Raw genomic sequence first — 14,946 nt, 5'->3', positions numbered from 1 at the left:
AGGGCTCAGGCCCGGTAACCAGCACGCATGGCTTTCAACGGTTCTCGCGCGCCCCGATGGCGCAACTGGCTCTGAACCCGACCGCCGCATTCCCGGATGCGGCCCGCGCCTTCGCGCGCCTCGCCATATCGCCCGTTTCCGACACCCAAGGCTGAAGCCATGACCGATCAAGCTCCCGTTGCCCCCCATGGGGCCTACACGGGTCCGTCCCGCGTGCTGTCCGGCGTCCAACCCTCGGGCGCCCTGCACCTGGGCAACTATCTCGGCGCGCTGGTGAAGTTCGCCCGCCTGCAGCACGAGATCGACACCTTCATCTTCGTCGCCGACCTGCACGCCATCACCGTCTGGCAGGAGCCGGCGGCCCTGGCCGACCAGACCCGCGAGATCGCCGCGGCCTATCTGGCCGCCGGCCTCGACCCGGCCAAGGCCACCATCTTTCCGCAGTCGGCCGTGCCCGAGCACGCCGAACTGGCCTGGATCTTCCAGTGCGTCGCCCGCCTGGGCTGGCTCGACCGCATGACCCAGTTCAAGGAGAAGAGCGGCAAGCACAAGGAGCGCTCGAGCGTCGGCCTCTACACCTATCCGGTGCTCCAGGCCGCCGACATCCTGATCTACAAGGCCACCCACGTGCCGGTCGGCGAGGACCAGAAGCAGCATTTGGAGCTGACCCGCGACATCGCCCAGAAGTTCAACCACGACTTCAAGGCCCCGGGCTTCTTCCCGCAGCCCGACCCGCTGATCCAGGGCCCGGGCGCGCGCGTCATGAGCCTGCGCGACGGCTCGGCCAAGATGAGCAAGTCCGATCCCTCGGACTACAGCCGCATCAACCTGACCGACGACGCCGACGCCATCGCCGGCAAGATCAAGAAGGCCCGCACCGACCCCGAGCCGCTTCCCGAGACCCTGGAGGAGCTGGCGACCCGCGCCGAGGCCGACAACCTGGTGGGCATCTTCGCCGCCCTGTCTGGCCGGACCAAGGCCGAGGTGCTGGCCGACTACGCCGGCAAGGGCTTCGGCGCCTTCAAGCCGGCCCTGGCCGAACTGGCGGTCGAGAAGCTGGCCCCGGTCGGCGAGAAGATGCGCGGCCTGCTGTCCGACAAGGGCGAGCTCGACCGCATCCTGGCCGCCGGCGCCGAAAAAGCCCGCGAGGTCGCCGCCCCGACGGTGGCCGAGGTCAAGAAGCTGGTCGGCTTCTGGGGGGCTTGAGAAGGTTGAGGGGCAGGCCTTGCTTGGCCTCTCACCGATAATATCGCCGATATCGGTCCGATGTTTATCTGAGTCTTATCAGCGGGTTAGGTGCTGGACTCGCCTTGCCGAGTCGCGTTAACGAATTGGATCAGGCGGCGAGTGCAATTCGCCGCCTGTCCGGGCCGTTCTAACCGACGTGTTGCCTCGGTCCGCAGCCCCGTTGGGGGACTAGAGGGGGTCGTACTTTCGGTACGGCCCCTTCGCCTTGTTTCGGTGTGGCCAACACCAAAACTGTTGTGAAAAACAACAAAAACCGTTGGTACGCGCTTGGGGTAGTAGCGTCAACGGACGCATGCGAGCTCCGCTCGCATTGAAACGGGCCAGAAGCTACTTGTTCTTCCCTCATTCAAGCGCCACATCTCGCCCATGTTCATCCAGACCGAAACCACGCCCAACCCCGAGGTCCTGAAGTTCCTGCCCGGCCGCGAAGTGCTGGGCGAGGGCGCGCGGGAGTTTCGCACGCCGGAGGAAGGCGAGGCCTCGCCGTTGGCCGAAGCCCTGTTCCGTCTGGGCGACGTGACGCGGGTGTTCTTCGGTCCGGACTTCCTGACGGTGACCAAGGGCGAAGACGCCCAGTGGCCGCACCTGAAGGCGCCGATCCTGGCCGCCATCATGGACCACTTCACCAGCGGCCGCCCGCTGCTGCTGGACCAGGCCGAGAGCGGCCATGACGACGATGGCGTCTATGACGAGGACGCGGCCCAGATCGTCTCCGAGATCAAGGAACTGCTCGACACCCGCATCCGCCCGGCCGTGGCCCAGGACGGCGGCGACATCGTGTTCAGCAAGTTCGAGCCGGCCACCGGCGTGGTCTGGCTGCACATGCGCGGCGCCTGTTCGGGCTGCCCGTCGTCCTCGGCGACGCTGAAGTCGGGCGTCGAGAACATGCTCAAGCACTATGTGCCGGAAGTGACCCGGGTCGAGCAGACGCTCTGATTTTCGGCGGCCTTAGCGGGCCGGACGCCCTTGCGAAATCCGCTGGGAGCACCATACTGTAACTCTATAAGTTGCGATTATGGTTTCCTATGAGGATCGCTTGATGTCCAAGCTCGACACTGCCGCTCTCGCTCAGCTGTTCACCGAGGCGCGCACGCGCAACGGCTGGAAGTCCGACCCCGTGCCGGAAGCGGTGCTGCGCGAGCTGTACGACCTGGTGAAGTTCGGCCCGACCGCCGCCAACTCGACCCCGGCTCGCTTCGTCTTCGTGACCAGCGACGAGGGCAAGGAAAAGCTCGCCGCCCTGTCGTCGGGCTCGAACGGCGCCAAGATCCGCAAGGCCCCGGTCACCGTCATCATCGGCTACGACCTCGACTTCCCGCAAACCCTCGACAAGCTGTTCCCGCACGCCCCGGGCGCCAAGAACTGGTTCGGCGACCCCGTGGCCAAGGAGTGGGGCGCGTTCCGCAACAGCTCGCTGCAGGGCGGCTACTTCATCCTCGCCGCTCGCGCTCTGGGCCTGGACGTTGGGGCGATGTCGGGCTTCGACAACGCCGGCGTCGACGCGGCTTTCTTCGAGGGCACGAACATCAAGTCCAACTTCATCGCCTCGATCGGCTACGGCACCGACGAGAACCTGTTCCCGCGCAGCCCGCGCCTCGACTTCGAGGAAGCCGCCTCGATCGTCTGATCGCGGTCGCTCCCCCCTTGGAAGTCATGGCCCGCTTTATGCGGGCCACCCAAGCGCAGCTGGCCGATACTGACAGGCCGCTTGGGTCGCCCGGACAAGCCGGGCGATGACTTCTCGGGGGAGGGACAAGCGAGAAGACGAGGCGAAGGGTGCGAATTTCGCGCTTCGGCGTTAAAACCCTCATCATGACCTTCCGCCTCGCGCTCCTCGCCGCCCCGCTGGCTCTGCTGGCCGCCTGCGGCCCCGCCGAAAAGACCCCCGCCCAATCTTCGGCCGCTCCCGAAGCGGCCAAGCCGGCGAACGGTCCTGTCGCCGTGCGGATCACCCCCTATGTCGGCGGTCCGCTGCAGGTGGGCGACGCGGGCGTCGGCCCGATCACCGCCGCCACCGCCTTCGACCAGCCGACCATCGCGGCCCTGTTCCCCAAGGCCCAGGTCAAGAGCGCCTTTATCCACACCGGCGAGGGTCCGCCCGGGCCGATCATCGTCGTCGAGCAGGACCAGGTCCCGCTGCTGGAGATCGGCAAGGGCCCCGAGGGCGGCATTTCCGAGATCCGCCTGGCCGCCGGCGACGTGCGTGGCCCCAAGGGCGAGAGCCTGCTGGCCAAGTGGGAGGCCCTGGGCTTCACCGTGGACCAGTGCCGCGCCGGCGAGGGCCGCACCATCAACCAGGTGGTCTGCGTGCGCCCTGAGGCGCCCAGCGTCTCCTACGTCTTTGGCGTGCCCGGCTGGACCAAGGGCGGCGTGCCCGACGAGAAGACCCTCAAGGCCAAGGCCCAGCTCAACGAATTCGTCTGGCGTCCGGCAGAGACCGCCCAGGTCGGGGCCGCCTGATCTTGCGCGTTCTTTCCGTCGACACCTGCCTGGCGGCCGCCTCGGTCGCCGTGATCGAGGACGGCCGCGTCCTGGCCGCCCGTACCGAGCCGATGACCCGCGGCCATCAGGAGCGCATCGCGCCCCTGGCCAAGGCGGTCGCCGCCGAGGCCGGGATCACCTTTTCCCAGCTCGACCGCATCGCCGTCACCGTCGGCCCGGGATCCTTCACCGGCCTGCGCGTGGGCCTGTCCTTCGCCAAGGGCCTGGCCCAGGCCCTGTCGATCCCCTGCGTGGGCCTCAACAGCCTGGAGGCCCTGGCGGTCTCGTCGGGGGCGACCGGCTTCGTCGCCGCCGTCCTCGACGCCAAGATGGGCCAGGTCTATCTGCAGGTCTTCGACGGCGGGACGGCCCTGATGGCCCCCGACGCCCTCGACCTGGGCGCGGCGACCGCCCGCCTGGCCGAGCTCTATTCGGGCGGTCCGGCCACCCTGGTCGGCTCCGGCGCGACCCTGCTGGAGGGCGTGCTGCCCGAAGCGGTCCTGCTGACGCCCGCCAGCGCCGACCCCGTCGCCATCGCCCGCCTGGCCGCCGCCCGGCCGGCCCCGACCCATTCGCCTCGGCCGCTCTATCTGCGGGCGCCCTACGCCACGATGCCCGCCGCATGAACCTGCGCCCCGTCGGACTGGAAGCGTGCTGGACCCTGGCGGACCTGCACGAAAAGGCCTTTGACCGGCCCTGGAGCCCCACCGAGTTCGAAGCGCTGTTCAACTCGCCCGGCGTCTTCGCCGTGCTGGGCGGTTCGGGCGAGCCGGAAGAGCCGCGCGGCTTCATCCTGTGCCGGGCGATCGCCGGCGAGGCCGAGATCCTGACCATCGCCGTCGATCCGGCCGCCCGCCGGCGCGGCTGGGGCGGGGCCTTGGTCGAGATGGCCGCTGGAATCGCGACCGAGGCCAAGGCCTTCGACCTGTTTCTCGAGGTTGCGGCCGACAATCTGGCGGCGATCGGCCTCTACAAGGCGACCGGCTTTTCGCAAGTGGGTCTCAGGAAGGGCTATTATCCCCATCCAGACGGGGCCAAGGACGCCGTCGTCATGCGGCGGACGCTTAACACTTAAGAAGCGATTGCCTATTGTGCCGCGAATCCCCCGACGGAGATTGCGCCTTGGACCGCCTCGAAAAGCTCTGCATCGAAAAAGGCATGCGCATGACCGACCAGCGTCGTGTCATTGCTCGCGTGCTGTCGTCCGCCGACGACCATCCGGACGTCGAGGAGCTGCACCGCCGCGCCCACGCCATCGATCCGCACATCTCGATCGCCACGGTCTACCGCACGGTGCGCCTGTTCGAGGAAAGCGGCATCATCGAGCGCCACGACTTCCGCGACGGCCGTTCGCGCTACGAAGAGACCCCGACCCATCACCACGACCACCTGATCGACATGAAGACCGGCAAGGTCGTCGAGTTCGTGGACGAGGAGATCGAGGCTCTGCAGCACGCGATCGCCAAGAAGCTCGGCTACAAGCTGATTGATCACCGGCTCGAACTGTACGGCGTGCCGTTCGAGGAGTGATCGGGCTCCAGCCGACGAAAAGAAGGGGCGCGGATCCGGTCCGCGCCCCTTCTTCGTTTTCAGGCCCGCACGAAATCCAGGAACACCGGGGCGCAGTCGCCCAGCTTCTTTTCTTCGTAGCGGGTGGTCACGTGGTCGGCCGGGATGGCCTGGCGATCGGCCTCCTCGACGGCGAAGCGGAAGGCGGGATTGGCCAGCACCCGCTCGATCGTCCACTCGGCGTAGTCGGCCCAGTCGGTGGCGAAGCGGAAGGCCGCGCCGGGCTTCAGCACCCGGGCCAGGTCCGCGACGAATTCCGGCTGGATGATCCGGCGCTTGTTGTGCCGGGCCTTGTGCCAGGGATCGGGGAACATCACGAACAGGCGGTCGATGCTGGCGTTGGGCAGCCAGCCGACCACGTCGCGGGCGTCGCCCTCGTGGATGCGGACGTTGCTCAGCGCCTGCTCCTCGACGTGGCGCACGGCGCTGGCCACGCCGTTGACGAAGGGCTCGGCCCCGATCACCAGCACGTCGGGACGGCGACCGGCCTGGGCGGCCATGTGCTCGCCGCCGCCGAAGCCGATCTCCAGCCAGACTTCCTTGGCCTCGGGCATCAGGTCACGGGGTTGGAAGGCCTCGTGCGGCACGGCCAGGGTCGGCAGCAGGGTGTCGAGCAGGGCCTGCTGGCGCGGCTTCACCGGCCGCGACTTCAGGCGGCCGAACGAGCGCAGCGGCCCATGGGGCTGTTGGGGATTGGTCATGGAGCGGGTGTTTAGAGCTTTGACGGGCAAATGAAAACGGGCCCCGATCCTGCGACCGGGGCCCGCTCTTCAATTCAGAAGAAGGGTGTGACTTACGCCAGGCCCTTCAGCTCCGACGCCAGGTCGGTCTTCTCCCAGGAGAAGCCGCCTTCGTTGTCCGGCGTGCGGCCGAAGTGGCCGTAGGCGGCGGTGCGCGCGTAGATCGGGCGGTTCAGCTTCAGGTGCTCGCGGATCGAGCGCGGGGTGGCGCCGCCGATCAGCTGCGGCAGGGTCTTTTCCAGGATCGCCGGATCCACCTTGCCGGTGCCGTGCAGGTCGACGTGGAAAGAGACCGGCTGGGCCACGCCGATCGCATAGGCGATCTGAATGGTGCAGCGTTCGGCCAGGCCCGAGGCCACGACGTTCTTGGCCAGGTAGCGGCAGGCATAGGCGGCCGAGCGGTCGACCTTGGTCGGATCCTTGCCCGAGAACGCGCCGCCGCCGTGCGGGGCCGCGCCGCCGTAGGTGTCGACGATGATCTTGCGACCGGTGACGCCCGCGTCGCCGTCGGGACCGCCGATCTCGAAGCGGCCGGTCGGGTTGACCAGCCATTGGGTCTTCTTGGTGATCAGGCCTTCCGGGAAGATCGGCAGGATGTGCGGTTTGATCAGATCCAGCACGCGCTTGGACGTGGCGGCCTTGCCGTCGATCTTCTTCTTGTGCTGGTGCGACACGACGATCGAGACGACGCGCTGCGGCACGCCGTTGCCGTCATATTCCAGGGTCACCTGGCTCTTGGCGTCGGGCTCAAGCTCCGAGAGCTCGCCCGAATGGCGCAGCTCGGCCAGGCGCTTGAGGATGTTGTGGCTGTACTGCAGGGTCGCTGGCATCAGCTCCGGGGTCTCGGTGCTGGCGTAGCCGAACATGATGCCCTGGTCGCCGGCGCCTTCGTCCTTCTTGTCGGTGGCGTCCACGCCCTGGGCGATGTGCGCCGACTGGCCGTGCAGGTAGTTGGCGAACTTGGCCTTCTCCCAGTGGAAGCCCTTCTGCTCGTAGCCGATGTCCTTGATCGCCGCGCGGACCTTGGGCTCCAGTGACTTGAGGATATCCTTGGTCAGCGCCTTGTTGGCGGCCTTGTCGCCGTCCGGCTTGCCGGCGCGAACCTCGCCAGCCAGGACGATGCGGTTGGTGGTGACCAGGGTCTCGCAGGCGACGCGAGCTTCGGGGTCGGCGGTCAGGAAGGCGTCGACGACAGTGTCGCTGATCCGGTCGGCCACCTTGTCGGGATGGCCCTCGGAGACGCTTTCACTCGTGAAGATGTAGGACGAACGGCTCAAGTGGAAACGCTCCGGTTGGGGACCTGCGCCCACGGGGCGGCAGCCTCGCGAACATTCCCGCGGAACATATAAAGATAAGTTTATGTCCGCAAGCGGGCGGAGAGGCGCCTGGACCTCTTCGTCCGCTTCCCAGAGGGCGTCTCCAGCCGGAAAGAGGTCGTCAGACCTCTTCGTCGGCCATCGAGCGCACCAGGTCGAGCAGGCGGCGGCGAACCGGGGCCTTGGTCAGCTTGGGGAACAGCGAGGCCAGTTCCAGGCCTTCCGGCGTCATCAGGAATTCATGGACCTGCAGGTCGTTGCGGTTGTCGCCTTCGCCGGGCTCGGCCGGATCGGCGAGACCTTCGAAGAAGTAGGCCACCGGGGCCTGAAGGCTGCGGGCGATCTCGTAGAGCTTGCTGGCGCTGACGCGGTTGGCGCCTCGCTCGTATTTCTGCACCTGCTGGAAGGTCAGGCCCAGGCTCTCGGCGAGTTTCTCCTGGCTGACGCCGAGGATCTTGCGGCGCATGCGGATGCGGGCGCCCACGTGCATGTCCACGGGATTGGGCGAGCGCTCGATTTCGGCGGGGGATTCGATGGCGACGGTCATGCTTAGGCATAGACCTGAGATTGCGGTTTTAGTTCAGCCCATATCTTTCAGGCCAGCAAACTTGCGGCCGCCGATACGCGAACTTCCGATACAGATCGCCACCGACGCGAGTATCAGCAAAGCGAGCGGCCAATCCACCAAGCGGGACGCGAAAGTGTCGCGGCCGATCGCCGGCAGGTTGGCGTCGATGACGCCGCGCCGGCCCAGATCCAGGCGCTGGTCGCCCACCACCCGGCCGTTGGCGTCAATCATTGCCGACACCCCGGTCGGGGTGGAGCGGATCATCGGCCGGCCGGCCTCGATGGCGCGGTAGCTGGCGAGATTCAGGTGCTGTAGCGGCCCCGAGGTCACTCCGAACCAGGCGTCGTTGGAGACGTTGACCAGCGCCCGCACGGCCGGGTCGGGCTTGGCCAGGCCCGGGAACAGGCTCTCGTAGCAGATCAGCGGCTGGACCTTCAGGCCGGGCGCGACCGTCAGCGGGGCGGGGCGCGGGCCGGTGACGAAGCCGTCGCCTAGGTGGGCCATGCTCTTGATGCCGATGGCCGTCAGCAGGCCCTCGGCCGGCAGGTACTCGCCGAACGGCACCAGGCGGTGCTTGTCGTAGACACCGACCACGGTCAAGCCGCCGGGCTCGCGGCGCAGGGCCACCAGGCTGTTGTAGTAGGTCGGCGCCTCGGCCGAGCCCTCGTAGCGATAGCCGCCGATCAGCAGCAACTGGCCTGGCTCCAGGGCGTCCATGATCGCCTGGCGCACCCACACGCCGGGGGCCATGTAGTCGTTGATGGCGGCGGGCAGGGCGCCTTCCGGCCAGACGACGATGTCGGCCGGCTTGCCGTCGGCCGGCGGCTGGGCGGTCAGCGAGACGTAGTCGCGGACGATGGCCTGGAAGCTGGCGGCGTCCCACTTGGCCGATTGGCCGACATTGGCCTGGACGATGCGGATGCGGGGACCGGCTGTCGTCTCGGGCGGTGCGGCGCGCAGGGCCAGCCAGCCGCCGCCATAGAGCCCGCCCAGGACCGCGAGCGCCGCGCCGACGGCGATCCGGCCCTCCCGTCCCTGGCGCCAGACGGCGGGGGCGGCGGCGATGGCCAGGGTGACGAAGGTCAGGCCGTAGGCGCCGATCAGGGCGGCCGCCTGGGACGGCGCCGAGCCGGCCCGCCAGGTCTCGCCCGGCAGGTTCCAGGGAAAGCCAGTCAGCACGTGGCCGCGCACCCACTCCAGGGCGGAGAAGGCGGCGGCGAAGGCCAGCACGCGCACCGCGCCGGCGGGGCGGAAGCGGCGATAAAGCACCGCCGCCAGACCCCAAAACAGCGCCAGACCCGCGCCCATGGCGGCGACGGCGAAGGGGGCCATCCAGCCCTGGTTGGCGGCGTCGACCAGGAAGGCCTCGCCGATCCACCAGGTGCCCAGCCCGAAATAGCCCAGGCCCGCCAGCCACCCGCGCAGGAAGGCCGAGCGTAGGGGCCTAGGGCCGTCGATCCCGTCCAGCAGCCACAACAGCAGGGCGTAGCCCAGCAGGCCCGGCAGCACCCCGAACGGCGGATGGGCCAGGGCCGCGGCCAGGCCGGCGACGAGCGCCAGCACGCGGTCACGCCAGGGCGAGCGAGCGGTCAGCAGGGAAAGCTTCAAGTGATGTCCACGGCGTCGAGGGCGGCGTCGGCCTCGGCCGGCTCGTCCGAGCGGCGGACGCGCACGCGCAGCACCCGCCGGGGGTCGGCCTCCAGCACTTCCAGCGCATAGCCGGCCGGATGCAGCACGATCTCGCCCTGCTCGGGCACCTGACCGGCCAGGGCGGCGACCAGGCCCCCGACGGTGTCGACCTCTTCCTCGTGCTCGGGCGGGGCCAGGGTCTCGCCGACCATCAATTCCAGATCTTCCAGCGGGGTGCGGCCGTCGGTCTCCAGGGCGCCGTCGTCATTGACCACGACGCTGACGCTTGCAGCGTCGTCGTGCTCGTCGTCGATCTCGCCGACCACGGACTCGATCAGGTCCTCCATGGTCACCAGGCCGTCCACGCCGCCGAACTCGTCGATGACCATGGCCAGGTGGATGCGCTTGGTGCGCATGCGCAGCAGCAGGTCGGCCGCCCGCATCGATGCGGGCACCAGCAGCATGTCGCGGCGCAGCTGTTCGAGGACCCGATCCTCGGGCTCGGGCCGCAGGTCGCCGTCGGCCAGCAGGCGGAAGACGTCCTTGACGTGGACCACGCCGATCGGCGCGTCCAGGGCCTCGCGATAGATCGGCATGCGCGAGTGCCCGGCCTCGACGAACTGGGCCACGACCACGGCGAAGGGGGTGTCGACCTCCACCGCGACCACGTCGGGCCGGGGGGTCATGACGTCGCCGACCTTCAGGGTCTTGAAGGCCTCGGCCTGGTCGACCAGGTCGGGGGCGGGGGGCATGTCGGGATCGATCGGCCGCGCGGGCTCGGCCGGCGCGCTGCCCCGACGCAGCTTGCGGAAGAACGCCCGCAGGCCTCGGCTAAGTCGAGCCGGGCCGGCGGGCGTGGAACTCTGGTCGTCGTCGGGCATGCCCTAGGTCTTCACCCCTGCTTGGAGCCTGTCGAATGACAGGCTCCATCTTTGACATCTAGAGCGTGACAGACGCCGAAACCGCTCACACTTTCGGCTGTCACGCTCTAAGCCGAGATATCTTCGGCATAAGGGTCAGGAACGTCCAGCCCCGCCAGAATCTCGCGTTCGAACGCTTCCATGGCCTCGGCCTCGTCGTCGCCCTCGTGGTCGTATCCTAGAAGATGCAGCACCCCGTGCGCCACAAGATGTTGCAGGTGGTGCGCCAGGGGCTTGCCCTGCTCGGCCGCCTCGCGGGCGCAGACGCCGAAGGCCAGGGCGATGTCGCCGATCTGGCCTTCCGGATTGGCGCCGGGATCCTGGGGCGCCGGGAAAGACAGCACGTTGGTGGCGTAGTCCTTCTGGCGAAAGTCGCGGTTCAGCGCCTGGACGCTGTCGTCGTCGGCCAGCAGGATGACGATGTTCTTGCCCTCGATATCCTCGTGGGCGTCGAGCACGGCCTGGGCGGCGCGCCAGACCAGGGCTTCGGCTTCCGGCTCGGCCTTGGTCCAGGCCTCGTCCTCGATCTCGATATCGACGGTGATCATCGGGTGGTCGCCACCAGGGCCGCATCGGCGTCGTAGGCCTTGACGATGCGCTCCACCAGCGGGTGGCGCACGACGTCGGAGGCGGTGAAGCGAGCCACGGCCACGCCCTCGACGCCGTCCAGGATGGAGACGGCGTGGGCCAGGCCGGAGTCGCGCGGGTTCAGAAGGTCGATCTGGGTCGGGTCGCCGGTGACGACCATGCGGGCCCCTTCGCCCAGGCGGGTCAGCACCATCTTCATCTGCAGGCGTGAGCAGTTCTGGGCCTCGTCGACGATGACGAAGGCGTGCGCCAGGGTGCGGCCGCGCATGAAGGCGATCGGGGCGACCTCGATCTCACCCTTGTCGCGGCGGCGGCGCAGCTGCTCGGCGCCCATGATGTCGGTCAGGGCTTCCCAGACCGGCGCCATGTAGGGGTCGACCTTCTCGTTCAGGTCACCAGGCAGGAAGCCCAGGCGCTCGCCGGCCTCGACGGCGGGGCGGGTGACGATCAGGCGGTCGACCTCGCCGCGCAGCAGCAGGCCAGCGCCGTGAGCGACGGCCAGGAAGGTCTTGCCGGTGCCGGCCGGACCCAGGCCGAACACCAGCGGCTCGGCCTGCATCATTTCCAGGTAACGGGCCTGGCCCTTGGTCTTGGGCGACACCGAACCGCGACGCACGGCCCGCGGCGAGGCCTGGCCGCCGGCGCTCTGGGCCTCGCCCACGGCCACGCGGATGTCGGCCTCGACCACCTCATGGCCGGCGTCGGCGCGCTCGGCCAGGGCCAGCAGGGCGCGCTTGGCCGACGAGCGACCCTTGACATCGCCGGTGATCTTGACCCCGCCGCCAGGGGTCTCGAGCAGCACCTTGAAGGCGTCCTCGATCAGGGCGGCATGACGGCCGGACGGGCCGGTGACGGCGACGACGGCGTCGTCGGAAAGCGGCAGGAACTCGGGCGTGCGGCTCACGCGGTCTCCAAAGCGGGTTCGTTGGCGAGCACGCCGGCCAGGCTCATCTTGGCGGCGCTCTCGATACGGACGGGAACGATCGTCCCGATCAGGTGCTCCCCGCCCGAAACGTGGACGGCTTGCAGATAGGGGCTGCGGCCGACGATCTGGCCGGGGTGGCGGCCGGCCTTCTCGAACAGCACCGGCAGGGTCTTGCCCACCTGGCTGGCGTTGAAGGCCCGCTGCTGCTCGTCGAGCAGCTGGTTCAGGCGCTCCAGGCGCTCGGACTTCACGGCCTCGTCGACCTGGCCGGGCATGGCCGAAGCCGGCGTGCCGGGGCGGCGCGAATACTTGAACGAGAAGGCGCTGGCGAAACCGACCTGGCGGACCAGCTCGAGGGTCTTCTCGAAGTCGCCGTCGCGCTCGCCGGGGAAGCCGACGATGAAGTCGCCGCTCATGGCGATGTCGGGTCGGGCGGCGCGGATCTTCTCGATCAGCTTCACATAGCTCTCGGCCGTGTGGTCGCGGTTCATGGCCTTTAGGATCTTGTCGCTGCCCGCCTGCACCGGCAGGTGCAGATAGGGCATCAGCTCCGGCAGCTCGCCGTGGGCCTCAATCAGGTCCTCGCCCATGTCGCGTGGGTGGCTGGTCGTGTAGCGGATGCGCTCGATGCCATCGATGTGCGCCAGCCGGCGCACCAGCTTGGCCAGGGTCGAGCCGCCGCCGTCATAGGCGTTGACGTTCTGGCCCAGCAGGGTCAGCTCGCGCACGCCCTGGTCGGCCAAGCGCCGGGCCTCGTCCTCGATGGCCTCGGGCGGCCGCGACCACTCCCCGCCGCGGGTGTAGGGCACCACGCAGAAGGTGCAGAACTTGTCGCAGCCCTCCTGAACCGTGAGGAAGGCGCTGACGCCCTCGACCTGGCGCTCGGCCGGCAGGGCGTCGAACTTCTCGTCGGCGGCGAAGTCGGCGGCCAGGCGCTCGCCGGTCGCCCGGTGGGCGCGGGCGATCAGCTCGGGCAGCTGGTGATAGGCCTGCGGCCCGACCACCAGATCGACCGCCCGCTGGCGGTTCATGATCTCCTGGCCCTCGGCCTGGGCGACGCAGCCGGCCACGGCGATGGTCATCTTGCCGCCGGCCTGGGCCTTGCGGTCCTTCATCAGCTTGATCTGGCCAAGCTCCGAATAGACCTTCTCGGTGGCCTTCTCGCGGATGTGGCAGGTGTTGAGCACCACCAGGTCCGCGCCTTCGGGATCATCGACCACGCCATAGCCCAGCGGGCGCAGGACATCGGCCATGCGCTCGCTGTCATAGACGTTCATCTGACAGCCGTAGGTCTTGATAAAGAGGCGCTTTTGCGGGGTCTCGCTCATCCGGCGAGGTTATGGGGTCGCGAAGCCCCTGGCGCAAGGTCGCCGAGGTCACACCGGGCGCTTGAAACCCCAAAAGAAAACGGCGCCGGAGAGGTCTCCGGCGCCGTTCGCTGATCTCGGAAGGATCAGTAGCTTTCGTCGTGGCGCTTGATCGCCGCGCGGATCAGTTCGGCGGTCTCGTCCGGATCGGCCCAGCCGGTGATCTTGGTCGACTTGCCCTTTTCCAGGTCCTTGTAGTGCTGGAAGAAGTGGGCGATCTGCTCGGTCAGGATGGTCGGCAGGTCGCGCCAGCTGTTCACGCCCGTGTAGAAGGGGTGCAGCTTGTCGACCGGCACGGCCAGGATCTTCTCGTCGCACCCGGCCTCGTCGACCATCATCAGGGCGCCGATCGGGCGGCAGCGGATGATCGCGCCGGGCACCACCGGGGTCGGGCCCACGACCATGATGTCGGCGGGGTCGCCGTCGTCGGCCAGGGTGTGCGGGATGAAGCCGTAGTTGGCCGGGTAGAACATCGCCGTGTGCAGGAAGCGGTCGACCATCAGGGCCCCGCTTTCCTTGTCGATCTCGTACTTCACCGGCTCGCCGCCCTGCGGGATCTCGATGACGGCGTTCAGGTCGTAGGGCGGGTTCACGCCCACGGCGATCTTGGAGAGGTCCATAATGACTCTTCGTTGTGGGAAGGCTCCCGCGGGGAGGCGGGCCTCGAGCGGCCGCCTGTATAGGCCACAAGTGTTGCGATGCGAAAGAGGCCGATTGCTCAAGCCTCCACTGAACGGAACGAAAGCTATTGGCATCTGCGCTCGGAACGGTCGAGTGACCGTCAGAGAAGCGCGATGTACAGCGCGATGACTTGGTTTACGGCGCTGGGGCGTCGGGGCCGGCTCCAGAGGGGCTTCCACCCGCTCGCCTATCGCGCTATATAGCTCCTACATCGTCCGTTAGCGCTGATTGGCGCTTTCGAGCGGCGGCCCGAAAGGCTGCCGCTTTTTCTTTGGTCGCTCGCCAGCTTGGCCTTCTAGGTCCGGCGAGCGCCCCGAATTTGAGAAGAGAACCGTGCGCGGCAAGACGCGAGAAGACCTGGACCTGATCGAGATGCTCGATCCCATAGCCGAGACCGTCGGCTACGAGATCGTCCGCCTGCGCCTGATGGGCGGGGCCGAGCAGCGCCGTCTGCAGATCATGGCCGAACGTCCGCTGCTGGAAGACGGCACGGGCGGCGACATGAACGTCGAGGACTGCGCCAAGCTGTCCCGCGCCATTTCCGAGCTGATGGACGCCGCCGACCCGATCGCCGGCGAATACACCCTGGAAGTGTCCAGCCCCGGCGTCGATCGCCCCCTGACCCGCCTGAAGGATTTCGAGACCTATGCCGGTCTCGAGGTGCGCATCGAGCTCGACCGCGTGGCCGAGGGCCGCAAGCGCTTCAAGGGCGAGCTCGCCGGTGTGGAGGACGACCAGGTCGGCCTCAACATCGAGGGCGAGGACGACGTCACCGTCTATTTCCCGTTCGCCTGGATCGTCGACGCCAAGCTGGTCCTCACCGACCAGCTGATGAAGCGGGGCGCCGACCAGCGCGCCGCCCGCGTCGGCGCAGAGAACGACAACGATTTGTCCGAAAGTGAAGAGGACTGACC

At 68.2% G+C, this 14,946-nt stretch carries 17 protein-coding genes; 8 read left to right on the top strand and 9 right to left on the bottom strand.

The genetic code is table 11. The annotated features are described in order from the left end of the window. Positions 1 to 159 precede the first annotated feature (159 nt). The 7 genes from trpS (at position 160) to I4Q42_RS06825 (ending at position 5,259) form a co-directional block, all read left to right on the top strand. Entirely contained in the window at positions 160 to 1,206 is a 1,047-nt protein-coding gene (gene trpS, locus I4Q42_RS06855; protein ID WP_198575315.1) for a tryptophan--tRNA ligase, read from the top strand. A gap of 408 nt (positions 1,207 to 1,614) precedes the next feature. Beyond that, a complete protein-coding gene (locus tag I4Q42_RS06850) occupies positions 1,615 to 2,184 on the top strand; it encodes a NifU family protein (RefSeq protein ID WP_198575314.1) in 570 nt (189 codons plus the stop codon). Between the two features lie 103 nt (positions 2,185 to 2,287). Continuing rightward, on the top strand, positions 2,288 to 2,875 hold the full coding sequence (locus tag I4Q42_RS06845) for a malonic semialdehyde reductase (protein WP_198575313.1): 588 nt from the start codon (positions 2,288 to 2,290) through the stop codon (positions 2,873 to 2,875). A gap of 185 nt (positions 2,876 to 3,060) precedes the next feature. After that, positions 3,061 to 3,708 (top strand): DUF1131 family protein, encoded by a 648-nt coding sequence (locus I4Q42_RS06840; RefSeq protein ID WP_198575312.1) that lies wholly within the window; start codon positions 3,061 to 3,063, stop codon positions 3,706 to 3,708. A 2-nt stretch (positions 3,709 to 3,710) separates the two neighbouring features. Beyond that, positions 3,711 to 4,355, top strand: a complete 645-nt coding sequence (tsaB, locus tag I4Q42_RS06835; RefSeq protein ID WP_198575311.1) for a tRNA (adenosine(37)-N6)-threonylcarbamoyltransferase complex dimerization subunit type 1 TsaB — start codon at positions 3,711 to 3,713, stop codon at positions 4,353 to 4,355. Beyond that, positions 4,352 to 4,804: a GNAT family N-acetyltransferase gene (locus I4Q42_RS06830; RefSeq protein ID WP_198575310.1), complete on the top strand. Its 453-nt coding sequence runs from the start codon at positions 4,352 to 4,354 to the stop codon at positions 4,802 to 4,804. Before tsaB ends, I4Q42_RS06830 begins: the two co-directional genes overlap by 4 nt. A gap of 47 nt (positions 4,805 to 4,851) precedes the next feature. Then, positions 4,852 to 5,259: a Fur family transcriptional regulator gene (locus I4Q42_RS06825; protein ID WP_101713123.1), complete on the top strand. Its 408-nt coding sequence runs from the start codon at positions 4,852 to 4,854 to the stop codon at positions 5,257 to 5,259. Between the two features lie 59 nt (positions 5,260 to 5,318). On the opposite strand, the gene trmB is transcribed toward I4Q42_RS06825, so the two are convergent. The 9 genes from trmB to ppa form a co-directional block, all read right to left on the bottom strand. Continuing rightward, a complete protein-coding gene (gene trmB / locus I4Q42_RS06820; RefSeq protein WP_198575309.1) occupies positions 5,319 to 5,999 on the bottom strand; it encodes a tRNA (guanosine(46)-N7)-methyltransferase TrmB in 681 nt (226 codons plus the stop codon). A gap of 92 nt (positions 6,000 to 6,091) precedes the next feature. After that, on the bottom strand, positions 6,092 to 7,315 hold the full coding sequence (gene metK, locus I4Q42_RS06815; protein WP_198575308.1) for a methionine adenosyltransferase: 1,224 nt from the start codon (positions 7,313 to 7,315) through the stop codon (positions 6,092 to 6,094). 160 nt (positions 7,316 to 7,475) lie between these two features. Further along, entirely contained in the window at positions 7,476 to 7,901 is a 426-nt protein-coding gene (locus tag I4Q42_RS06810; RefSeq protein ID WP_198575307.1) for a helix-turn-helix domain-containing protein, read from the bottom strand. Between the two features lie 33 nt (positions 7,902 to 7,934). Beyond that, complete coding sequence (lnt, locus tag I4Q42_RS06805) at positions 7,935 to 9,530, bottom strand: apolipoprotein N-acyltransferase (protein WP_198575306.1); 1,596 nt, start codon at positions 9,528 to 9,530, stop codon at positions 7,935 to 7,937. Next, positions 9,527 to 10,432, bottom strand: a complete 906-nt coding sequence (locus I4Q42_RS06800; RefSeq protein ID WP_198575305.1) for a hemolysin family protein — start codon at positions 10,430 to 10,432, stop codon at positions 9,527 to 9,529. Before I4Q42_RS06800 ends, lnt begins: the two co-directional genes overlap by 4 nt. Before the next feature lie 107 nt (positions 10,433 to 10,539). After that, positions 10,540 to 11,004, bottom strand: coding sequence for an rRNA maturation RNase YbeY (ybeY, locus tag I4Q42_RS06795; RefSeq protein ID WP_198575482.1), 465 nt, complete (start codon positions 11,002 to 11,004; stop codon positions 10,540 to 10,542). Positions 11,005 to 11,015: 11 nt separating this feature from the next. Next, complete coding sequence (locus I4Q42_RS06790) at positions 11,016 to 11,963, bottom strand: PhoH family protein (RefSeq protein ID WP_198575304.1); 948 nt, start codon at positions 11,961 to 11,963, stop codon at positions 11,016 to 11,018. Then, entirely contained in the window at positions 11,960 to 13,312 is a 1,353-nt protein-coding gene (miaB, locus tag I4Q42_RS06785) for a tRNA (N6-isopentenyl adenosine(37)-C2)-methylthiotransferase MiaB (protein ID WP_198575303.1), read from the bottom strand. The genes I4Q42_RS06790 and miaB overlap by 4 nt, the downstream gene beginning before the upstream one ends. Before the next feature lie 125 nt (positions 13,313 to 13,437). Then, positions 13,438 to 13,971 carry an inorganic diphosphatase gene (gene ppa, locus I4Q42_RS06780; protein ID WP_110118428.1) on the bottom strand — a complete coding sequence of 178 codons (534 nt, stop codon included), beginning with the start codon at positions 13,969 to 13,971 and terminating at the stop codon, positions 13,438 to 13,440. A 394-nt stretch (positions 13,972 to 14,365) separates the two neighbouring features. Between ppa and rimP the strand changes: the two genes are divergently transcribed. Then, positions 14,366 to 14,944, top strand: coding sequence for a ribosome maturation factor RimP (gene rimP, locus I4Q42_RS06775; RefSeq protein ID WP_198575302.1), 579 nt, complete (start codon positions 14,366 to 14,368; stop codon positions 14,942 to 14,944). Positions 14,945 to 14,946: the final 2 nt, after the last annotated feature.

It is taken from the genome of Caulobacter hibisci, from assembly GCF_016135805.1.
GTDB classification, from domain to species: Bacteria; Pseudomonadota; Alphaproteobacteria; order Caulobacterales; family Caulobacteraceae; genus Caulobacter; species Caulobacter hibisci.
The sequence above is the reverse complement of the archived record's forward strand: the minus strand, read 5'-3'. Positions and strand labels throughout refer to the sequence as shown.